Annotated in this window: 27 protein-coding genes; 24 read left to right on the forward strand and 3 right to left on the reverse strand. The window is 68.7% G+C overall.

Going from position 1 to position 18662, the window contains the following annotated elements; genetic code table 11:
- Window positions 1-29 precede the first annotated feature (29 nt).
- The 3 genes from ACFZBX_RS11585 to rfbA are packed head-to-tail and all read right to left on the reverse strand — an operon-like array spanning window position 30 to window position 2445.
- On the reverse strand, window positions 30-926 hold the full coding sequence (locus ACFZBX_RS11585) for a glycosyltransferase family 2 protein (protein ID WP_391533201.1): 897 nt from the start codon (window positions 924-926) through the stop codon (window positions 30-32).
- A 47-nt stretch (window positions 927-973) separates the two neighbouring features.
- A complete protein-coding gene (locus ACFZBX_RS11590; RefSeq protein WP_391533202.1) occupies window positions 974-1573 on the reverse strand; it encodes a dTDP-4-dehydrorhamnose 3,5-epimerase family protein in 600 nt (199 codons plus the stop codon).
- The gene (rfbA, locus tag ACFZBX_RS11595) at window positions 1570-2445 is read right to left on the reverse strand and encodes a glucose-1-phosphate thymidylyltransferase RfbA (RefSeq protein ID WP_391533204.1); all 876 of its coding nucleotides are present in this window, start codon (window positions 2443-2445) and stop codon (window positions 1570-1572) included. Before rfbA ends, ACFZBX_RS11590 begins: the two co-directional genes overlap by 4 nt.
- A 117-nt stretch (window positions 2446-2562) precedes the next feature.
- Between rfbA and rfbB the strand changes: the two genes are divergently transcribed.
- The 24 genes from rfbB (at window position 2563) to rplR (ending at window position 18617) form a co-directional block, all read left to right on the forward strand.
- The gene (gene rfbB / locus ACFZBX_RS11600) at window positions 2563-3540 is read left to right on the forward strand and encodes a dTDP-glucose 4,6-dehydratase (RefSeq protein WP_380292229.1); all 978 of its coding nucleotides are present in this window, start codon (window positions 2563-2565) and stop codon (window positions 3538-3540) included.
- Window positions 3537-4886, forward strand: a complete 1350-nt coding sequence (locus ACFZBX_RS11605; protein WP_391533205.1) for a lipopolysaccharide biosynthesis protein — start codon at window positions 3537-3539, stop codon at window positions 4884-4886. The genes rfbB and ACFZBX_RS11605 overlap by 4 nt, the downstream gene beginning before the upstream one ends.
- Before the next feature lie 85 nt (window positions 4887-4971).
- Window positions 4972-5661 (forward strand): glycosyltransferase family 2 protein, encoded by a 690-nt coding sequence (locus ACFZBX_RS11610; RefSeq protein ID WP_380755220.1) that lies wholly within the window; start codon window positions 4972-4974, stop codon window positions 5659-5661.
- Window positions 5658-6047 (forward strand): DUF2304 domain-containing protein, encoded by a 390-nt coding sequence (locus ACFZBX_RS11615; RefSeq protein WP_391533207.1) that lies wholly within the window; start codon window positions 5658-5660, stop codon window positions 6045-6047. Before ACFZBX_RS11610 ends, ACFZBX_RS11615 begins: the two co-directional genes overlap by 4 nt.
- 71 nt (window positions 6048-6118) lie before the next feature.
- Entirely contained in the window at window positions 6119-7744 is a 1626-nt protein-coding gene (locus tag ACFZBX_RS11620) for a hypothetical protein (RefSeq protein WP_391533209.1), read from the forward strand.
- Between the two features lie 192 nt (window positions 7745-7936).
- Entirely contained in the window at window positions 7937-9739 is a 1803-nt protein-coding gene (locus ACFZBX_RS11625) for a hypothetical protein (protein ID WP_391533211.1), read from the forward strand.
- A gap of 405 nt (window positions 9740-10144) precedes the next feature.
- Entirely contained in the window at window positions 10145-10453 is a 309-nt protein-coding gene (rpsJ, locus tag ACFZBX_RS11630; protein WP_012785157.1) for a 30S ribosomal protein S10, read from the forward strand.
- A gap of 14 nt (window positions 10454-10467) precedes the next feature.
- On the forward strand, window positions 10468-11115 hold the full coding sequence (gene rplC / locus ACFZBX_RS11635) for a 50S ribosomal protein L3 (RefSeq protein WP_030055817.1): 648 nt from the start codon (window positions 10468-10470) through the stop codon (window positions 11113-11115).
- Between the two features lie 4 nt (window positions 11116-11119).
- On the forward strand, window positions 11120-11797 hold the full coding sequence (rplD, locus tag ACFZBX_RS11640) for a 50S ribosomal protein L4 (RefSeq protein WP_045937810.1): 678 nt from the start codon (window positions 11120-11122) through the stop codon (window positions 11795-11797).
- The gene (gene rplW / locus ACFZBX_RS11645; protein ID WP_391533213.1) at window positions 11797-12114 is read left to right on the forward strand and encodes a 50S ribosomal protein L23; all 318 of its coding nucleotides are present in this window, start codon (window positions 11797-11799) and stop codon (window positions 12112-12114) included. Before rplD ends, rplW begins: the two co-directional genes overlap by 1 nt.
- A gap of 36 nt (window positions 12115-12150) precedes the next feature.
- On the forward strand, window positions 12151-12987 hold the full coding sequence (gene rplB, locus ACFZBX_RS11650; RefSeq protein WP_391533215.1) for a 50S ribosomal protein L2: 837 nt from the start codon (window positions 12151-12153) through the stop codon (window positions 12985-12987).
- Between the two features lie 11 nt (window positions 12988-12998).
- A complete protein-coding gene (rpsS, locus tag ACFZBX_RS11655) occupies window positions 12999-13280 on the forward strand; it encodes a 30S ribosomal protein S19 (protein ID WP_030055821.1) in 282 nt (93 codons plus the stop codon).
- Between the two features lie 59 nt (window positions 13281-13339).
- Complete coding sequence (rplV, locus tag ACFZBX_RS11660; protein WP_391533216.1) at window positions 13340-13687, forward strand: 50S ribosomal protein L22; 348 nt, start codon at window positions 13340-13342, stop codon at window positions 13685-13687.
- Window positions 13687-14511 carry a 30S ribosomal protein S3 gene (gene rpsC / locus ACFZBX_RS11665; RefSeq protein ID WP_188301636.1) on the forward strand — a complete coding sequence of 275 codons (825 nt, stop codon included), beginning with the start codon at window positions 13687-13689 and terminating at the stop codon, window positions 14509-14511. Before rplV ends, rpsC begins: the two co-directional genes overlap by 1 nt.
- Window positions 14512-14516: 5 nt before the next feature.
- A complete protein-coding gene (gene rplP, locus ACFZBX_RS11670) occupies window positions 14517-14936 on the forward strand; it encodes a 50S ribosomal protein L16 (protein WP_391533218.1) in 420 nt (139 codons plus the stop codon).
- Window positions 14936-15160 (forward strand): 50S ribosomal protein L29, encoded by a 225-nt coding sequence (gene rpmC, locus ACFZBX_RS11675; RefSeq protein WP_049649042.1) that lies wholly within the window; start codon window positions 14936-14938, stop codon window positions 15158-15160. The genes rplP and rpmC overlap by 1 nt, the downstream gene beginning before the upstream one ends.
- Window positions 15160-15432 carry a 30S ribosomal protein S17 gene (gene rpsQ / locus ACFZBX_RS11680; protein WP_030055826.1) on the forward strand — a complete coding sequence of 91 codons (273 nt, stop codon included), beginning with the start codon at window positions 15160-15162 and terminating at the stop codon, window positions 15430-15432. Before rpmC ends, rpsQ begins: the two co-directional genes overlap by 1 nt.
- Before the next feature lie 102 nt (window positions 15433-15534).
- Complete coding sequence (gene rplN, locus ACFZBX_RS11685; protein WP_030393301.1) at window positions 15535-15906, forward strand: 50S ribosomal protein L14; 372 nt, start codon at window positions 15535-15537, stop codon at window positions 15904-15906.
- 15 nt (window positions 15907-15921) lie between these two features.
- Complete coding sequence (gene rplX, locus ACFZBX_RS11690) at window positions 15922-16233, forward strand: 50S ribosomal protein L24 (protein ID WP_030232484.1); 312 nt, start codon at window positions 15922-15924, stop codon at window positions 16231-16233.
- Window positions 16233-16802, forward strand: coding sequence for a 50S ribosomal protein L5 (rplE, locus tag ACFZBX_RS11695; RefSeq protein WP_030300393.1), 570 nt, complete (start codon window positions 16233-16235; stop codon window positions 16800-16802). The genes rplX and rplE overlap by 1 nt, the downstream gene beginning before the upstream one ends.
- A gap of 4 nt (window positions 16803-16806) precedes the next feature.
- Window positions 16807-16992 (forward strand): type Z 30S ribosomal protein S14, encoded by a 186-nt coding sequence (locus ACFZBX_RS11700; RefSeq protein ID WP_030393303.1) that lies wholly within the window; start codon window positions 16807-16809, stop codon window positions 16990-16992.
- A 268-nt stretch (window positions 16993-17260) separates the two neighbouring features.
- The gene (rpsH, locus tag ACFZBX_RS11705) at window positions 17261-17668 is read left to right on the forward strand and encodes a 30S ribosomal protein S8 (protein WP_030232489.1); all 408 of its coding nucleotides are present in this window, start codon (window positions 17261-17263) and stop codon (window positions 17666-17668) included.
- Window positions 17669-17690: 22 nt separating this feature from the next.
- Window positions 17691-18230, forward strand: coding sequence for a 50S ribosomal protein L6 (gene rplF, locus ACFZBX_RS11710; RefSeq protein WP_391533221.1), 540 nt, complete (start codon window positions 17691-17693; stop codon window positions 18228-18230).
- 3 nt (window positions 18231-18233) lie between these two features.
- Window positions 18234-18617: a 50S ribosomal protein L18 gene (rplR, locus tag ACFZBX_RS11715; protein ID WP_329885379.1), complete on the forward strand. Its 384-nt coding sequence runs from the start codon at window positions 18234-18236 to the stop codon at window positions 18615-18617.
- Window positions 18618-18662: the final 45 nt, after the last annotated feature.

Raw genomic sequence — 18662 nt, forward strand, 5'->3', positions numbered from 1 at the left:
TCGGTTACGGGGTGGGGCGGTGCGCGTGCTCAGTAGCGGTCGGTGCCGGCGACGTGCCGCAGCAGGGTCTTGGCGCCGTCGCCGTGCCGGTTCTTGACCGCGCCCGGGACCATGGTGAGCGCGTGGATCCGGGAGGAGAGGTGCAGGCGGGAGGCCTTGGCGGCGCGGGACCAGCCGTGCGCGTCCAGGCGGTCGGCGACGTCCCGGAAGAAGCGGTTGGCCTCCTCGAAGCGGACGCCGGTGAAGGCCTGCGCGGAGGAGATGCTGACGGCGTGCCGGCGGTACTGGAAGGTGACCCGGTCGGTGATCATCATCTGCTCGCCGGTCTGCAGCAGGTCGATGACCAGCGCCAGGTCCTGGGTCACCTCCAGGTTGTCCCGGAAGCCGACCGCCTTCACGGCCTCGGTGCGCCAGCAGATGGAGGGGAAGAACAGCCAGTTGCCGCGGAGCAGGCTGATGGCCAGCTCCTCCCCGCTCATCAGCTTGCGGCCCTGGACCTTGGGCGCGTAGATGCGCTTCTTCGCCTGGTCCACCAGCCCCTCGGTGGGCGTGCCCTCGCCGTCGATCACCTGGACGCCCGGCTGGACCATGCCGATGTCCGGGTTGTCCTTGAGGATGGCCCGGGCGGTCTCGACGTAGTTGGGCAGCATGATGTCGTCGGTGCCCATCATGACGAAGTGCTGCTCGCGCACCAGGCCCAGGCACTTGCGGTAGTTGCCGGTGACGCCGAGGTTCTGCTCGTTGCGCTGGTACGAGACCCGCTCGTCGCCGAGTTCGGCGAACCAGCCCGGGACGTCCGGCTCCTTGCCGTCGTCCACCACGGTGAGGCGCCAGTCCGGGTCGCTCTGGGCCAGGACGCTGCGGACGGCCGCCTGCATCAGGGCGACGTTGCCGTAGTAGGGCAGCATGATGTCAAGAGTTGTCATGAGCGGCGCACCAGGTGTTTTCCGGGTAGGAGGGGACGGCGAGAAGGCTACTGGCCGCTGAGCGAGCGCCGGTAGCGCAGGCACTCCTCGTAGTCCGGCAGCAGGCCGGTCTCGATGGCCTCGGCCAGCGTCGGGGCGGCGGCGTCCCGGGCGGACAGCTGCGGGACCTCGGCCGGCCACTCGATGCCCAGGTCGGCGTCGAGCGGGTGCACCGCGTGCTCGCCGGTCGGGTTGTAGGTCTCCGAGCAGACGTAGGAGAGCGTCGCGTCGTCGCTCAGCGCGCAGAAGCCGTGGCCCAGGCCCTCGGAGATGTAGACCGAGCGGCGGTCCACGTCGTCGAGGCGGACGAACTCCCAGCGGCCGAAGGTCGGCGAGCCGACCCGCAGGTCGACGATCACGTCCAGCACGGCGCCGCGCACGCAGCTGACGTACTTGGCCTGGCCGGGCGCGACATCGGCGAAGTGGATGCCGCGGACGACGTCCTTCGAGGAGACCGAGAGGTTGCCCTGGGCCATCCGCAGCGGGTGGCCGACCACCTCGGACAGCCGGTCGAAGCGGTACCACTCCATGAACAGGCCGCGCGGGTCGCCGTGCTGCTGCGGGGTGATCTCCCAGGCGCCCTCGATCGACAGCTCGCGGAACTTCATCGGGCGTCCTCCTCGTCCAGCAGGTTCACCAGGTACTGGCCGTAGCCGCTCTTCAGCAGCGGCTGCGCCAGCTCGCGCAGCCGGTCGGAGGTCAGGAAGCCGGCCCGCCAGGCCGCCTCCTCGACGCAGCCGATCTTGAAGCCCTGGCGCTCCTCGATGACCCGGACGAACTCCGAGGCCTGCACCATCGAGACGAAGGTGCCGGTGTCCAGCCAGGCGGTGCCGCGGTCCAGGACGGTGACCTGGAGCTCGCCGCGCTGGAGGTAGGAGTCGTTGACGGCGGTGATCTCCAGCTCGCCGCGGGCGCTCGGGGTGATCGTGCGGGCGATCTCCACCACGCGGTTGTCGTAGAAGTACAGGCCGGGCACCGCGTAGCGGGACTTCGGCCGCTCCGGCTTCTCCTCGATCGAGATGACCTGGCCGGACTCGTCGAACTCGACCACGCCGTAGGCGGTCGGGTCGGCGACCGGGTAGGCGAAGACCATGCCGCCCTTGGGGTCGGTGCGCTGGGCGAGCCGGGTGCCGAGGCCGCTGCCGTGGAAGATGTTGTCGCCGAGGATCAGCGCGACCGGCTCGTCGCCGATGAAGTCCGCGCCCAGCACGAACGCCTGGGCGATGCCCTCCGGGCGCTCCTGGACGGCGTACTGGAGCTCCAGGCCGAACTGCGAGCCGTCGCCGAGCAGCCGCTCGAACTGCTCCTTGTCCTGGGGCGTGGTGATGATCAGGATTTCGCGGATCCCCGCCATGATCAGCGTGGAGAGCGGGTAGTAGATCATCGGCTTGTCGAAGACCGGGAGGAGCTGCTTCGAGACTGCCCGCGTGAGGGGCCAGAGGCGGGAACCGGTGCCGCCCGCAAGAAGAATGCCGCGCATGGCGGACACCTTACGTGGCCTGCCCGACCGCGCGGCAACCAGCCTTCGGACGCCCACGCAGCATCGCCCGGACCCGGGACGGAGCGTCCCCGCGCGCGCACTATACTCAGCCGCACTATGCGTATCCTCGTCACCGGCGGCGCCGGATTCATCGGGTCCCAGTTCGTCCGCGCGCTGCTGTCGGCGGATCCCGCGGCCCGCGTCACCGTCTTCGACAAGCTGACCTACTCGGGCGTGGAGGAGAACCTCGCGCCGGTCGCGGACCACCCGGGCTACACCTTCGTCCGCGGTGACATCTGCGACATCGACGCCGTCGACCAGGCGATGCCGGGCCACGACGCCGTCGTGCACTTCGCGGCCGAGTCGCATGTCGACCGCTCCATCGCGGGCGCCGGCCCGTTCGTCATGACCAACGTCGTCGGCACCCAGGTGCTCCTGGACGCGGCCCGCAAGCACGGCGTCGGCCGCTTCGTGCACGTCTCCACCGACGAGGTCTACGGCTCCATCACCGAGGGCTCCTGGACCGAGGAGTGGCCGCTCGCGCCGAACTCCCCGTACTCCTCCTCGAAGGCCGGCTCGGACCTCCTCGCCCTGGCCTACCACCGCACCCACGGCATGGACGTGGTGGTCACCCGCTGCTCCAACAACTACGGGCCGTACCAGTTCCCCGAGAAGGTCATCCCGCTCTTCACCACCAACCTGATCGATGGCAAGCGCGTCCCGCTGTACGGCGACGGCGGCAACATCCGCGACTGGCTGCACGTCTCGGACCACTGCCGCGGCATCGACCTCGCGCTGCGCAAGGGCCGGGCCGGCCAGGTCTACAACATCGGCGGCGGCGTCGAGCTCACCAACAAGGAGCTCACCGGCCTGCTGCTGGAGGCCGCCGGCCAGGGCTGGGACATGGTCGACCGCGTCGAGGACCGCAAGGGCCACGACCTGCGCTACTCGCTGGACATCAGCAAGATCCGCGAGGAGCTCGGCTACGAGCCGCAGGTCACCTTCGAGGAGGGCCTCGCCTCGACCATCGCCTGGTACCGCGAGAACCGCGCCTGGTGGGAGCCGCTCAAGGTGAGGGCCGCGCAGCAGTCGTGAACCACGAGGGCAGCCCGGCGCCCGCGCGCCGTTCCCCGCTGGCCAAGGTCGTCAGCGCTCTCCCCCCGGGCACCCAGCTGGTGATCGGGGGGACGGTGCTGCTCGGTGCCGCCTCCTACGTCCACCTGATGGCGGCCGGCTACAGCCTCGGCAAGCCGGAGATGGCCTCGGTCTCGCTGCTCTGGACGATCCTCATGTCGGTCGGCCTGGGGCTCTTCTTCCCGGTCGAGCAGGAGCTGACCCGGATCGTCGCCGCCCGGGCGGTCGGCGGCCAGGGCGCGGCGCCGGTGGTGCGCCGGATCCTGCTGATCACCCTCGGGATGCTGGCCGTGATGGCGGTCGGCATGGCGGTCGCGGCGCGCCCGCTGGCCCGCACCTTCTTCGACGGCCGCACCGACATGGTGATGGCGCTGGGCGTCTCCTTCGCCGCGATGGCTGCCAGCAACGTCAGCCGCGGCGTGCTGGCCGGCCTCAACCGGTTCGGCGCGTACGGCGCCCAGCTGGCGGTGGACGGCGCGCTGCGGATCGTGCTGGCGGGCGGCTGCGCGCTGGCCGGCGTCCGCTCGCCGCTGGCGTTCGCGCTGATCCTCACCGTCGCCCCGCTGGTGGGCGTGGTGGCGACGGCCCGGCCGCTGCTCTCCGGCGTGCAGGGCGGGCCGGCGGCCGGCTGGGGGAGCCTCACTTCCGGTCTGGCCCCGCTGGTCGCCTCCACCCTGCTCTCGCAGGTGGTGGTCAACGCCGCGGTGGTCTCCACCCAGCTGCTCGCCCCGGACGACGCCGCCCTGGTGGCCGGCCTGCTGAACGCCGTGGTGCTGGCCCGGGTCCCGCTGTTCGTCTTCGGTTCGCTCCAGGCCTCGCTGCTGGCCGGCCTGTCGAGCACCGCGGCGGCCGGCGACCGGGCCGGGTTCTCCAAGCTGCTGGTGCGCACCTGCGCGGTCGTCACGGTGCTCGGCGTGGCCGGCGGCATCCCCGCCACCGTCCTCGGCCCGTGGCTGATCCAGGTGCTCTTCAAGGCCGACGACGTGCTCGGCTCGCTCGACTTCCTCTTCATGTCGGCCGGTACGCTCTGCTACATGCTCGCGATGGTGCTCGGCCAGGCGCTGCTGGTGCTGCACCGTCACCGTCTCCAACTGCTCGGCTGGGCGTCGGGTGTTGTTGCGCTGATCGTGACCACTCTGGTACCGGGGCCGATCGCGACCCGGGTCTGCCTCGCCTACACTGTTGGTTCGCTCGCCGCTGTCGCATGCATGTTCGCCGCGGTCTGGCTCACCTTCCTGCGGAAGCCGCCGACATCCGAGGCCGGTTCGCCCGAGTCCGCCCGTCCCTCACTCGTGGACTCGGTATGACCACCCGCCACTGTCGCCGAGGTCCGCAGCCCGTCTCTCTTCGCACCCTGAAACTCGCGGCCGGCGGCCGCGGCATGGAGTCATGATGTCCGACTACGACGACGTGTGGCTGGTCATCCCGGCCTACAACGAGGGAACCGTCATCGCCGACGTGATCGAGGGGGCTCGGAAGACCTTCCCGAACATCGTCGTGGTCGACGACGGCAGCACGGACAACTCGGCCGAGCACATCATGACCACCGGCGCGCACCTGGTCCAGCACCCCGTCAACCTCGGCCAGGGCGCCGCGCTGCAGACCGGCCTGAACTACGCGCTCAAGCAGCCCGGCTCCAAGTACTTCGCGACCTTCGACGCCGACGGCCAGCACCAGACGCACGACGTCGAGAAGATGGTCGCCCTGCTCCGGGCCGACGAGGCCGACGTGGTCCTCGGCTCCCGGTTCATCGAGCAGACCGGCGAGGTGCCGTGGATCAAGCGGGTGGTCCTGCGGACCGCCGCGACGATCAGCCCCACCGCACGCAAGCTCAACCTGACGGACTCCCACAACGGACTCCGCGTCATCAACCGCGAGGCCGCGACCAAGCTCCGCATCACCATGAACGGCATGGCCCACGCCTCCGAGATCGTCGCCTTCCTGGCGGCCTCGGACCTGCGGGTCATGGAGGTGCCGGTGGACATCCTGTACACCGACTACTCCCGTTCCAAGGGCCAGTCGCTGATTAACGGCGTCAACATCCTCTTCGACATCTCGCTCAGGGAGCGTGGCCGCAAGTGAAGTACATCTGGATCCAGTTGCTGCTCATGGTCGGCACGGGTGTGCTCGTGCTCGCCTTCGTCCGCCGCTGGGACGCCGCCCACACCCGCGCCTGGAAGCGGATGGCGTTCTTCGCCTTCGTCGTCGCCAACGTCTACGCGGTCCTGCGGCCGCAGGACGTGACCTGGATCGCCAACAAGCTCGGCGTCGGCCGCGGCACCGACCTGGTGCTCTACCTGCTGGTCGTCGCGATGGCGTTCATGACCCTGAACACCTTCATGCGCTTCCGCTCGCTGGAGAAGAAGCTCACCGACCTGGCCCGCACCGTCGCGGTGAACGACGGCCAGCGCGTGAACACCGACCGCTTCGAGACCTCGGCCGCCGACGAGCGGGTCCCGCAGCTCTGACGGCGCTCCGGTCCCGGGAACCCCACGGCGGGCCACGCCGGGTTCCCCAACGTTTCTGAAGAACGGGAATCATGTCTGCGACGGCCACCGGGCCTCGAATAATCGCGCGTCAGCGGCACGTCTCCGGTGCCGACGATGCCCGGCCGTCCCTGCTCGGGCGGCTGCTGCCCGGGGCCGTCGAGGCAGCGGCGGGTGTTCTCGTTGCCCTCGGGTTCACCTGGATCTGCACATTCATCCGGGTCAACCCGATGCAGCGGGTGGGCCAGGTCAGCGGCCTGGCCGCGCTCCAGCTGCGGTTCATCCTGGTCTTCATCGCCATCGCCCTGCTGTGGTGGGCGGCGAGCCGCTGGTTCTCGCGCCCGATCGCGCTGCGGACCGCCGCGGCCTCCCTGTCGGGCCTCGCCACCGGGCTGTACGCCGGCGGGGTCGCCGTCGCGCTGCGCGGCACGGTCTGGCCGCTCAACGGCAGGCGCGGCGACTCCGGGCAGTTGCAGCTGTGGGTCGGCGACATCCTCGCGGGCCGCCCGATCTCCAGCGTCTACCCGCCGCTGTTCCCGCACCTGCTGGCCCGCTGGACCGACCTCCTCTACCCCGACCGGCCCGGCCTGGGCCTGAAGATGCTCGGCCTGGTGCTGATCGCGCTGACCGGGCCGGTGGTCTACCTGGCGTGGCGGCTGCTGCTCCCGCCGCTGTGGGCGCTCGCCATCGGCGTGGTGCCGGTCTTCCCGATCGTCCACGCGGCCAAGCCGTACGTGGACGTGGCGCTGCTGGTCCTCATCCCCGTCCTGGCCCGGCTGGTCACCAGCGTGCTGAGGTCCACCGGCAAGAGCGTGCGGACCGCGCTGCTCACCGGCGCCGCCTACGGGCTCGCCCTGGCGCTGCTCTTCCTCTGGTACTCCGGCTGGTTCGTCTGGTCGGCGCCCGGTGCGCTGGCGGTGACGGTCCTCACCCTGGTCAAGATCGCCAAGCGGGGGAAGGCCGCCGTGCTGAGGGCCGCCGCCCTGCTGGGCGCGACCGGGGCGGTCTTCCTGCTGGTGGCCGGCACCTACCTGCAGCGGCTGCTCGCCGGGTCGGACACCCCCGACACCTACATGTACTTCGACACCAACGTGGACCCCGCGTACTTCGCGATGTGGCAGGGGGACTCGCCCGGCGTGATCGCCAACGGCGCCTGGCCGCTGCCCGGGGAGCTCGGCGGGGTCGGCGTCTTCGTCCTGCTGCTGATCGTCGGCGTCGGCGTCGCGCTCTGGCTCGGCCCGGCCCTGCCGGTGGTCCAGGTCGCCGCGTTCTGCATGCTCGGCGCTTTCCTGATGCGCTACTGGTTCGCCTCGCACATGGAGCGCGACCAGCTGGTGCAGCTGTACCCCCGCACCTCCGCCGAGCTGCTGTACTGCGGCATCGTGCTCTGCGGCATGGCCTGCTACCTGCTCAGCCGGAAGTTCGCCGCCCGCGAGGAGACCGGGGAGGGGGAGCGGGCGGAGTCCTTCGCCCGCACCGTCCGCGTTCCCGCGCTGCGGACCGGGGGAGCGGTGCTCTGCGCGCTGGCGTTCTTCTTCTCGATGGCCGGCTCCTCCACCGTCGACCGTTTCATGCCCGCCAACCAGGGCTCGTGGGGCTCGTTCGCGTGGTTCGCGCACATCACCACGCAGCCGGACGGCAAGTGCCCCGTGTTTGCCCCCGAGGGCAAGTGCGGGTAAGCACCATCCGCCCGCTGCGGGGGTTCGGCGGAGGATCGGCGGTTGGCGTGGGTGTTGTGCGGCGTGGAAGAATCCCGAACGCCTCGGGGCGCACCGCCCCCATGGCCTGTTCCAACCGAACGCCGCAGTGGATCGAACCTGCGGCCGGCGCCCCCCGGACGTGGCGGCGCCGCCTCACGGAAGTGGACCGAGATGACAGATCTGGCCCCGGACGTGGTCCGTGAGAAGGGCCCCTCGCGCGAAGCCGGAGCCGCGGCGCCACCCGTCGCCCCGGCGGCGGACAAGCCCGGGCTGATGACCCGCCGCTGGGCCCAGATCACCGCCGAGGTCGTGGTCGGGGTCGTCGCGGCGCTGGGCTTCACGCTGCTCTGCACCCGTATCGACATCAACCCGCTGAACCGGATCGGCCAGGTCAGCGGGCTGGCCAAGATCCAGCAGTACGTCACGATCGTCGGCCTGCCGATGCTCGCGGTGCTGCTGTTCACCGCCTACCGGGGCACCCTGCGCCGGCACCGGCTCACCCAGCGGCTGGTCTGCTCCGCCCTGGCCGGCCTGTCCACCGGTGTGGTGGCCGGCGGCATCGTGGTGGCCCTGCACGGCACGCCCTGGCCGCTCGGCGGCCAGGAGGGCGACCCGAGCGTCCTGGTCCACATGGCCACCGGCATGCTGGACGGCAAGGGCCTGCCCGGCGTCTACCCGCCCGGCTTCCCGGCGCTGATCGCGCTCTGGGCGAAGTACCGCTACAACGGCGTCGGCAGCGAGGGCTTCGCCCTGCAAGACCTGCAGATCTTCTTCAGCGCGCTGGTCGGCCCGATGAGCTACCTGGCCTGGCGGCTGCTGCTGCGCCCGTTCTGGGCCCTGCTGATCGCGGTCCCGGCCGCCGTGGTCTTCCTGGACCCGATCCGCCCGTACAGCCACGTGGTGATGATCGTCCTGGTCCCGCTGCTGACCGCGGTCCTGCGCGAGGTGCGCCGGGCCGGCGAGCTGAGGATGCCGACCGCCCTGCTGCGCGGGCTCGGGTTCGGCGTCGTCTTCGGCCTGCTGTTCCTCTGGTACTCCGGCTGGTACCTGTGGTCGGCCCCCGGCATCGCCGTGCTGACGCTCTTCGTCTTCCCGTGGCGCGGGGGGAAGGAGGCGGTCCGCAACGGGCTGGCCCTGATCGGCACCACCGTGGTGAGCGCCGGCGTCGTCGGCTCGCCGCTGCTGTACCAGCTGGCCAAGGTGGGCTCGGACGTCCCGGACCGGTACGGCTACATCATGACCTACACCGACCCGGCCTACGTGATGGGCTGGCTGTCCGACCGGGTCGGCCAGACCACCTACCACGACTACCCGGACACGGGTGACCTCGCCGGGCAGAGCGGCTTCACCATCCTGCTGCTCGCCGGCGTCGGGCTCGGCCTCGGGCTGGGGCTGCGCAGCCTCGCCGTGCGGACCGCCGCCGCGGTACTGGCCGGCGCCTGGCTGATGCGGTTCACCTTCGCCGGCTCGATGGCGCAGAGCGGGACCGTCGCGCTGTACCCCCGGACCACCTGGATCATCATGTACTGCCTGATGATCCTCGCCGTGCTGGGCCTGATGGCGGCCTACCACCGCGGCGGCGGCTGGGTGGAGCGGACGTTCCGCAAGGAGGACGCGCCGGCCGGCACCACGGTGATCCCGGGCCGCACCCAGCGCCAGCTCGCCGCCGGCCTGGTCTGCGCGCTCGCCCTGTTCGGCACCATGGGCGCCTCCTGGTCGGTCAACCGCTACATGCCGGAGCACGAGAAGTACGGGCGGATGGGCCTGGACGCCTGGCGCGCCCACACGATCAAGAAGGCCAACGGCGACTGTCCGAAGTACGCGCCGGTGTCGACCTGCGCGGACATCATCATCAAGGACTGGGAGCCGGACAAGGACGACAAGAAGTTCGTCTGGTGCGCCGGCGTCGCGACCGAGGAGTGGCAGGAGGTCTGCGGCCGCCGCGCTCCGTGGGACAACGGCGCGCAGAAGTAGCCCGCCGCCGGGAAACCGGCAGGTCCGGCCCGTCGGGGCCGGTGAGGTACGCCTCACCGGTCCCGATTGGCTTTCCGGCTCACGGCTGTGGCAGTATGTCCAAGTTGCTCGGTTGAGTGCCGATGCTGCGCGCCTCCCGCCGGGAGGACTGGAAGCGAGTCCCATGTACTCGTCGTTCCCGTGATGGCCGTCAAGCGTGAGTGTTACGCCACGGCAGCTGCGGGGCGGAAGTACGGGAATCTTCCGGGAAGCGTGTGCGGGGCCTCGACCCGGCTCCCCCCACCCCGAAAGTTTGAAACCGACGATTTGATCGCCGGTTTTTTGCAAGCGCGAGTGCGACACGCCCGAGCGCGGGGGTCGGATGGGGGCCGTGCAGTAACTATGACAAAGGACTACTGAGTAGCCATGGCGGGACAGAAGATCCGCATCCGGCTCAAGGCCTACGACCACGAGGTCATCGACTCCTCGGCGAAGAAGATCGTCGAGACGGTGATCCGTACTGGTGCGCAGGTCGCGGGCCCGGTGCCGCTGCCCACTGAGAAGAACGTGTACTGCGTCATCCGCTCGCCGCACAAGTACAAGGACTCGCGCGAGCACTTCGAGATGCGTACTCACAAGCGTCTGATCGACATCCTCGACCCCACGCCGAAGACGGTTGACTCGCTCATGCGTCTCGACCTGCCGGCGGGCGTCGACATCGAGATCAAGCTCTGAGAGGCGCACCGAAGATGGCTAAGCAGATTAAGGGCATCCTGGGCGAGAAGCTCGGCATGACCCAGGTCTGGGACGAGAACAACCGGGTCGTTCCGGTGACCGTCGTCAAGGCTGGGCCGAATGTCGTGACCCAGGTCCACACCGCTGACAGCCCGGCCGGCTACGACGCCGTGCAGATCGGCTTCGGCGAGATCGACCCCCGCAAGGTGAACAAGCCCCTCGCGGGCCACTTCGCCAAGGCCGGTGTCACCCCGCGCCGCCACCTGGTCGAGCTCCGTACCTCGGACGCGTCCGAGTACACCCTGGGCCAGGAGATCACCGCCGAGCTGTTCGAGGCGGGTGTCAAGGTCGACGTGACCGGCACCTCCAAGGGCAAGGGCTTCGCCGGTGTCATGAAGCGCCACAACTTCCGGGGCCTCGGCGCCGGTCACGGTGTGCAGCGCAAGCACCGCTCGCCCGGCTCGATCGGTGGCTGCGCCACCCCGGGTCGTGTGTTCAAGGGCGTACGGATGGCCGGCCGGATGGGCCACGAGCGCGTGACCACCCAGAACCTGACCATCCATGCCGTTGACGCGGAGAAGGGGCTGCTCCTGATCAAGGGCGCAATCCCGGGCCCGAACGGCGGCCTCGTCCTCGTCCGCACTGCGGCGAAGGGGCTGTGAGGATATGAGCACCATTGACATCCTGTCGCCCTCGGGCGACAAGACCGGCAGCCTTGAGCTCCCGGCCGAGATCTTCGACGCGAAGGTCAGCGTTCCGCTGATGCACCAGGTCGTCGTGGCGCAGCTCGCTGCGGCCCGTCAGGGCACCCACAAGACCAAGACTCGCGGTGAGGTCCGCGGTGGCGGCAAGAAGCCGTACCGCCAGAAGGGCACCGGCCGCGCCCGTCAGGGCTCGACCCGTGCGCCGCAGTTCGCCGGCGGTGGCGTCGTGCACGGTCCCGTGCCGCGCGACTACTCGCAGCGGACCCCGAAGAAGATGATCGCCGCCGCCCTGCGCGGTGCGCTCACCGACCGGGCCCGCCACAACCGCATCCACGTCGTCACCGACGTGATCGCGGCCGAGGTGCCGTCGACCAAGGCCGCCAAGGGCCTGTTCGGCAAGATCACCGAGCGCAAGAACATCCTCCTCGTCGTCGAGCGTGCCGACGAGCTGGGTCTCAAGAGCGCCCGCAACCTGCCGCACGTGCACATCCTGGACGCCGGCCAGCTGAACACCTACGACGTGCTCGTCTCCGACGATGTGGTCTTCACCCAGGCCGCCTTCGAGCGTTTCGTGGCGGGTCCCGCCGCGTCCGCCAAGGCCGTGGCTGCTGAGGGCGAGCTCGAAGGGAGCGCCGCCTGATGAGCGAGGTTACGAGCAAGACGTTCACGGACCCCCGTGACGTCCTGGTGAAGCCGGTTATCTCCGAGAAGAGCTACAGCCTTCTCGACGAGAACAAGTACACGTTCATCGTGTCGCCGGGCGCCAACAAGACCCAGATCAAGCAGGCCGTCGAGGCCGTCTTCTCGGTCAAGGTCGAGGCTGTCAACACGATCAACCGTCAGGGCAAGCGCAAGCGCTCCAAGACGGGTTTTGGCAAGCGCAAGGACACCAAGCGCGCCATCGTGACGCTGGCCGAGGGCAACCGCATCGACATCTTCGGTGGTCCGACCTCCTGACGGAGGCCGTGATCGTCGATAAGGACGAGGACGAAAATGGGTATCCGCAAGTACAAGCCGACTACGCCGGGCCGTCGTGGCTCCAGCGTGGCCGACTTCGTCGAAATCACGCGGTCCACGCCGGAGAAGTCGCTGGTTCGCCCCCTGCACAGCAAGGGCGGCCGTAACAACGCCGGTCGGATCACCGTTCGCCACCAGGGTGGCGGTCACAAGCGCGCCTACCGCGTGATCGACTTCCGTCGTCACGACAAGGACGGCGTGCCGGCCAAGGTCGCGCACATCGAGTACGACCCGAACCGCACCGCGCGCATCGCGCTCCTGCACTACGCGGACGGCGAGAAGCGCTACATCATCGCGCCGCGCGGCATCGCGCAGGGCGACCGGGTTGAGAACGGCGCCGGCGCCGACATCAAGCCCGGCAACAACCTGCCGCTGCGCAACATCCCGGTCGGTACCACCATCCACGCGGTGGAGCTGCGTCCCGGTGGCGGTGCCAAGCTGGCCCGCTCCGCCGGCTCCGGCATCCAGCTGCTGGCGCGTGAGGGCAAGATGGCGCACCTGCGCATGCCCTCCGGTGAGATCCGCCTGGTGGACGCGCGCTGCCGCGCGACCGTCGGCGAGGTCGGCAACGCCGAGCAGTCGAACATCAACTGGGGCAAGGCCGGCCGTATGCGCTGGAAGGGCGTTCGCCCGACCGTGCGTGGTGTCGCCATGAACCCGATCGACCACCCGCACGGTGGTGGTGAGGGTAAGACCTCCGGTGGTCGCCACCCGGTCTCGCCGTGGGGCCAGAAGGAGGGTCGCACCCGTCGCCCGAAGAAGGCGTCGGACGCTCTCATCGTGCGCCGCCGCAAGACCAACAAGAAGCGCTAGGAGCAGGTCAGATGCCGCGCAGTCTCAAGAAGGGCCCCTTCATCGACGGCCACCTTCTCAAGAAGGTGGACGCGCAGAATGAGGCGGGTACCCAGAACGTCATCAAGACCTGGTCCCGTCGCTCCGTGATCTTCCCGGCCATGCTCGGCCACACGATCGCGGTGCACGATGGCCGCAAGCACGTCCCGGTGTTCGTCACCGAGTCGATGGTCGGCCACAAGCTCGGCGAGTTCGCGCCGACGCGTACCTTCCGCGGTCACGTCAAGGACGACCGCAAGTCGAAGCGTCGCTAAGTCGCCTGAGCTTTAAGCGCCAGAACGACTCAATGACTTACTCCATTAAGGGGACAACCATGGAAGCCAGGGCCCAGGCGCGGTACATCCGCGTCACGCCCATGAAGGCCCGCCGCGTGGTGGACCTCATCCGTGGCCTGCACGCCACGGAGGCTCAGGCCGTCCTGCGTTTCGCTCCGCAGGCTGCCACCGTGCCGGTCGGCAAGGTGCTCGACAGCGCCATTGCCAACGCCGCGCACAACTACAACCACTCCAACGTGGACGACCTCGTCATCAGCGAGGCGTACGTTGACGAGGGCCCGACCCTGAAGCGGTTCCGTCCGCGCGCCCAGGGCCGTGCCTACCGGATCCGCAAGCGGACCAGCCACATCACCGTGGTCGTCAGCAGCAAGGAAGGGACCCGGTAATGGGCCAGAAGGTTAACCCGCACGGGTTCCGCCTCGGCATCAGCACGGACTTCAAGTCCCGCTGGTACGCCGACAAGCTGTACAAGGACTACGTCAAGGAAGACGTCGCCATTCGTCGCATGATGACGAAGGGCATGGAGCGCGCCGGCATCTCCAAGGTCGAGATCGAGCGCACCCGCGACCGCGTCCGCGTTGACATCCACACCGCTCGCCCCGGCATCGTCATCGGCCGCCGCGGCACCGAGGCCGACCGCATCCGCGGCGACCTCGAGAAGCTGACCGGCAAGCAGGTCCAGCTGAACATCCTCGAGGTCAAGAACCCCGAGCTGGACGCCCAGCTCGTGGCTCAGGGCGTCGCGGAGCAGCTGTCCTCCCGCGTGTCCTTCCGCCGTGCCATGCGCAAGTCGATGCAGGGCACCATGAAGTCCGGCGCCAAGGGCATCAAGGTCCAGTGCTCCGGTCGTCTCGGCGGCGCCGAGATGAGCCGTTCGGAGTTCTACCGCGAGGGCCGTGTGCCGCTGCACACCCTGCGCGCGAACGTCGACTACGGCTTCTTCGAGGCCAAGACCACCTTCGGCCGCATCGGCGTGAAGGTCTGGATCTACAAGGGCGACGTCAAGAACATCGCCGAGGTCCGCGCTGAGAACGCCGCTGCCCGCTCGGGCAACCGCCCGGCCCGTCCCGAGGGTGGTCGTCCCGCCCGCGGTGGCGAGCGTCGTGGTGGCGAGCGCGGTGGCCGTGGCCGTCGTCCCGCCGCTGCCGAGGCCCCCGCGGCCGCGGCGGCCGAGGCTCCGGCAGCCGAGAACACCGGAACGGAGGCCTGACCCCCATGCTGATCCCCCGTCGGGTCAAGCACCGCAAGCAGCACCACCCGAAGCGCCGTGGCGCTGCCAAGGGTGGCACCGAGCTCGCCTTCGGCGAGTACGGCATCCAGGCCGTCACCCCGGCCTACGTGACGAACCGTCAGATCGAGTCCGCTCGTATCGCGATCACCCGTCACATCCGTCGTGGCGGCAAGGTCTGGATCAACATCTACCCGGACCGCCCGCTGACCAAGAAGCCGGCCGAGACCCGCATGGGTTCCGGTAAGGGTTCGCCCGAGTGGTGGATCGCGAACGTGCACCCGGGTCGGGTCATGTTCGAGCTGTCGTACCCCAACGAGAAGGTGGCTCGTGAGGCGCTGACCCGCGCAGCTCACAAGCTCCCGATGAAGTGCCGGATCATCCGGCGCGAGGCAGGTGAGAGCTGATGTCGGCCGGCACCAAGGCTGCTGACCTCCGCGAGCTGGACAACGAGGGTCTCGTTGCCAAGCTCCGTGAGGCCAAGGAGGAGCTGTTCAACCTCCGCTTCCAGGCGGCGACCGGGCAGCTCGACAACCACGGACGGCTCAAGCTCGTCCGTAAGGACATCGCGCGGATCTACACCCTGATGCGCGAGCGCGAGCTGGGCATCGAGACGGTGGAGAGCGCCTGATGACTGAGAACACCAACGAGACGCGCGGTTTCCGCAAGACCCGTGAGGGTCTCGTCGTCAGCGACAAGATGGACAAGACCGTCGTCGTCGCCGTCGAGGACCGCGTCAAGCACGCGCTGTACGGCAAGGTCATCCGCCGTACGAACAAGCTGAAGGCGCACGACGAGGCGAACGCCTGCGGCATCGGCGACCGGGTTCTCCTTGCGGAGACCCGCCCGCTGTCCGCGACGAAGCGCTGGCGCGTCGTCGAGATCCTCGAGAAGGCCAAGTAACGAAGTTGATGCGGTACGGCCGTATGTGCACCAGGCCCCTTGCGGGCGCTGGTGTGAGCAGCGGCCGGCCCGTCAGCTCTCGTTGACGATCAGGAGAAAGCTGTGATCCAGCAGGAGTCGCGACTGCGTGTCGCCGACAACACGGGCGCGAAGGAAATCCTTTGCATCCGCGTTCTCGGTGGCTCCGGTCGCCGCTACGCCGGTATCGGGGACGTCATCGTCGCCACCGTCAAGGACGCGATCCCCGGCGGTTCGGTGAAGAAGGGTGACGTCGTCAAGTGCGTCGTCGTCCGTACCGTGAAGTCGCGCCGTCGTCCCGACGGTTCGTACATCCGGTTCGACGAGAACGCCGCCGTCGTGCTCAAGAACACCGACGGTGACCCCCGTGGTACCCGCATCTTCGGCCCGGTGGGCCGCGAGCTGCGCGACAAGAAGTTCATGAAGATCATCTCGCTTGCGCCGGAGGTGCTCTAACTCATGGCGAACAGCATGAAGATCAAGAAGGGTGACCTGGTCCAGGTCATCACCGGCAAGGACAAGGGCAAGCAGGGCAAGGTCATCCAGGCCATGCCGGCTGAGAACAAGGTCCTGGTCGAGGGTGTGAACCGGGTCAAGAAGCACACCAAGCCGGGTCCGGGTACTCAGGGTGGCATCGTCACCGTCGAGGCCCCGGTGCACGTCTCCAACGTCCAGCTGGTCGTGGAGAAGGACGGCAAGAAGGTCGTCACCCGCGTTGGCTACCGCTTCGATGACGAGGGCAACAAGATCCGCGTTGCCAAGCGAACCGGTGAGGACATCTGATGTCTGAGACGTCTGTTGAGAAGGTGACCCCCCGTCTCAAGGAGCGTTACAACTCCGAGATCAAGGGTCAGCTGCAGGAGCAGTTCTCGTACGAGAACGTCATGCTGACGCCCGGCCTGGTCAAGGTCGTCGTCAACATGGGTGTCGGCGAGGCCGCCCGTGACAGCAAGCTGATCGAGGGCGCGATCCGCGACCTCACCGCGATCACCGGCCAGAAGCCGGCTGTGACCAAGGCTCGCAAGTCCATCGCGCAGTTCAAGCTGCGCGAGGGCCAGCCGATCGGCACCCACGTCACCCTCCGTGGTGACCGCATGTGGGAGTTCCTGGACCGTCTGGTGTCGCTGGCCCTGCCGCGTATCCGTGACTTCCGGGGTCTCTCCCCCAAGCAGTTCGACGGCCGTGGCAACTACACCTTCGGTCTGACCGAGCAGGTTATGTTCCACGAGATCGACCAGGACAAGGTCGACCGTCAGCGCGGTATGGACATCACCGTCGTGACCACCGCTCAGACCGACGACGAGGGCCGGGCGCTCCTGCGCGCTCTGGGCTTCCCGTTCAAGGAGGCGTGAGCCAATGGCGAAGAAGTCCCTCATCGCGAAGGCCGAGCGGAAGCCGAAGTTCGGCGTCCGGGCCTACACCCGGTGCCAGCGCTGCGGCCGTCCGCACTCGGTGTACCGCAAGTTCGGCCTCTGCCGTGTGTGCCTCCGTGAGATGGCCCACCGCGGTGAGCTGCCGGGCGTGACCAAGAGCTCCTGGTAATTCAGGACCTCGCGGTAGCGCCATAGCGAGGCAGGTGTGCCCGATCCCACAGAGCCCCTTTTGGGGGCTGCGTACGGAATCCCGTAAGGTAGTGAGGTCGGGCCCCTGTCGCGGTGGCTCCATAGCCGCCGCCGACCCTCTTCGGAGGGCTCGCACCCAGTCTTACGACGCCGCAGGTCCCCTGCGTCTGTGCCCCCGCCGCACTCCTCGGAGTGCGGCGGGGGGACCTGGCGCGGAGAAACCACGGCGAGAGAGGCCTGAGGCCATCATGACCATGACCGACCCCATCGCAGACATGCTCACGCGTCTGCGTAACGCGAACTCGGCGTACCACGACACCGTGGCGATGCCGGCCAGCAAGATCAAGGCGCACGTCGCCCAGATCCTGCAGCAGGAGGGGTACATCTCCTCCTACAAGGTTGAGGAGCCCGTTGAGGGCGAGGTCGGCAAGAAGCTGACCATCGAGCTCAAGTTCGGCCCCAACCGTGAGCGCTCGATCGCCGGCATCAAGCGGATCAGCAAGCCGGGCCTTCGGGTCTACGCAAAGTCCACCAACCTGCCGAAGGTGCTCGGCGGCCTGGGCGTGGCGATCATCTCCACGTCCTCGGGTCTCCTCACCGACAAGCAGGCTGCCAAGAAGGGCGTAGGCGGAGAAGTTCTCGCCTACGTCTGGTAATTCGGGAAACGGAGGTACAGCAATGTCGCGCATTGGACGGCTGCCCATCCCGGTTCCCGCCGGCGTGGACGTCACCATCGATGGCCAGGCGGTCTCGGTGAAGGGCCCGAAGGGCTCGCTCACCCACCTCGTCGCCGCGCCGATCGAGATCGGCAAGGGCGAGGACGGCACGCTGGTCGTCACCCGCCCCAACGACGAGCGTCTGTCGAAGGCCCTGCACGGCCTTTCCCGCACGCTGGTGGCGAACATGATCACCGGCGTGACCGCGGGCTACCGCAAGTCGCTGGAGATCAGCGGTGTTGGCTATCGAGTCCTGGCGAAGGGCTCCGACATGGAGTTCCAGCTCGGCTACAGCCACCCGATCCTGGTCGAGGCCCCGGAGGGCATCTCCTTCGTGGTCGAGTCGCCCACCAAGTTCCACGTGGACGGCATCGACAAGCAGAAGGTCGGCGAGGTCGCCGCGAAGATCCGCAAGCTGCGCAAGCCCGACCCGTACAAGGCCAAGGGTGTCAAGTACGCGGGCGAGGTCATCCGCCGCAAGGTCGGAAAGAGTGGTAAGTAAGCGATGAGCGTCTCTGTCAAGATCGGCAAGGGCAACGCCTACAAGAGCGCCGCTCGCAAGCGCCGCGCGATCCGCGTTCGCAAGCGCGTCGTCGGCACCGAGGTGCGTCCGCGCCTCGTCGTGACGCGCTCGAACCGCCACATGGTCGCCCAGGTCATCGACGACGCGCAGGGTCACACCCTGGCGTCGGCGTCCACCCTCGACGTGTCCATCAAGGGCGCCGAGGGCGACAAGACCGAGCTGGCCAAGAAGGTCGGGAGCCTGGTCGCCGAGCGCGCCAAGGCCGCCGGCATCGAGTCGGTCGTCTTCGACCGCGCGGGCAACCGGTACGCCGGCCGCATCGCCGCTTTGGCCGATGCTGCCCGTGAGGCCGGGCTCGACTTCTAAGCCGCTCGTCGGCTCAGTCGACGGACGTAATCGAGAGAGGTAATT

The organism is Kitasatospora sp. NPDC008115 (genome assembly GCF_042957205.1).
Classification (GTDB): domain Bacteria; phylum Actinomycetota; class Actinomycetes; order Streptomycetales; family Streptomycetaceae; genus Kitasatospora.

Excerpts from the sequence above, each read along its gene's own strand:
- ACFZBX_RS11585 (WP_391533201.1), bottom strand. The coding sequence starts at position 926 with ATGACAACTCTTGACATCATGCTGCCCTACTACGGCAACGTCGCCCTG.
- ACFZBX_RS11590 (WP_391533202.1), bottom strand. The coding sequence starts at position 1,573 with ATGAAGTTCCGCGAGCTGTCGATCGAGGGCGCCTGGGAGATCACCCCG.
- rfbA (WP_391533204.1), bottom strand. The coding sequence starts at position 2,445 with ATGCGCGGCATTCTTCTTGCGGGCGGCACCGGTTCCCGCCTCTGGCCC.
- rfbB (WP_380292229.1), top strand. The coding sequence starts at position 2,563 with ATGCGTATCCTCGTCACCGGCGGCGCCGGATTCATCGGGTCCCAGTTC.
- ACFZBX_RS11610 (WP_380755220.1), top strand. The coding sequence starts at position 4,972 with ATGTCCGACTACGACGACGTGTGGCTGGTCATCCCGGCCTACAACGAG.
- ACFZBX_RS11620 (WP_391533209.1), top strand. The coding sequence starts at position 6,119 with ATGTCTGCGACGGCCACCGGGCCTCGAATAATCGCGCGTCAGCGGCAC.
- ACFZBX_RS11625 (WP_391533211.1), top strand. The coding sequence starts at position 7,937 with ATGACAGATCTGGCCCCGGACGTGGTCCGTGAGAAGGGCCCCTCGCGC.
- rpsJ (WP_012785157.1), top strand. The coding sequence starts at position 10,145 with ATGGCGGGACAGAAGATCCGCATCCGGCTCAAGGCCTACGACCACGAG.
- rplC (WP_030055817.1), top strand. The coding sequence starts at position 10,468 with ATGGCTAAGCAGATTAAGGGCATCCTGGGCGAGAAGCTCGGCATGACC.
- rplD (WP_045937810.1), top strand. The coding sequence starts at position 11,120 with ATGAGCACCATTGACATCCTGTCGCCCTCGGGCGACAAGACCGGCAGC.
- rplW (WP_391533213.1), top strand. The coding sequence starts at position 11,797 with ATGAGCGAGGTTACGAGCAAGACGTTCACGGACCCCCGTGACGTCCTG.
- rplB (WP_391533215.1), top strand. The coding sequence starts at position 12,151 with ATGGGTATCCGCAAGTACAAGCCGACTACGCCGGGCCGTCGTGGCTCC.
- rpsS (WP_030055821.1), top strand. The coding sequence starts at position 12,999 with ATGCCGCGCAGTCTCAAGAAGGGCCCCTTCATCGACGGCCACCTTCTC.
- rplV (WP_391533216.1), top strand. The coding sequence starts at position 13,340 with ATGGAAGCCAGGGCCCAGGCGCGGTACATCCGCGTCACGCCCATGAAG.
- rpsC (WP_188301636.1), top strand. The coding sequence starts at position 13,687 with ATGGGCCAGAAGGTTAACCCGCACGGGTTCCGCCTCGGCATCAGCACG.
- rplP (WP_391533218.1), top strand. The coding sequence starts at position 14,517 with ATGCTGATCCCCCGTCGGGTCAAGCACCGCAAGCAGCACCACCCGAAG.
- rpmC (WP_049649042.1), top strand. The coding sequence starts at position 14,936 with ATGTCGGCCGGCACCAAGGCTGCTGACCTCCGCGAGCTGGACAACGAG.
- rpsQ (WP_030055826.1), top strand. The coding sequence starts at position 15,160 with ATGACTGAGAACACCAACGAGACGCGCGGTTTCCGCAAGACCCGTGAG.
- rplX (WP_030232484.1), top strand. The coding sequence starts at position 15,922 with ATGAAGATCAAGAAGGGTGACCTGGTCCAGGTCATCACCGGCAAGGAC.
- rplE (WP_030300393.1), top strand. The coding sequence starts at position 16,233 with ATGTCTGAGACGTCTGTTGAGAAGGTGACCCCCCGTCTCAAGGAGCGT.
- ACFZBX_RS11700 (WP_030393303.1), top strand. The coding sequence starts at position 16,807 with ATGGCGAAGAAGTCCCTCATCGCGAAGGCCGAGCGGAAGCCGAAGTTC.
- rpsH (WP_030232489.1), top strand. The coding sequence starts at position 17,261 with ATGACCATGACCGACCCCATCGCAGACATGCTCACGCGTCTGCGTAAC.
- rplF (WP_391533221.1), top strand. The coding sequence starts at position 17,691 with ATGTCGCGCATTGGACGGCTGCCCATCCCGGTTCCCGCCGGCGTGGAC.
- rplR (WP_329885379.1), top strand. The coding sequence starts at position 18,234 with ATGAGCGTCTCTGTCAAGATCGGCAAGGGCAACGCCTACAAGAGCGCC.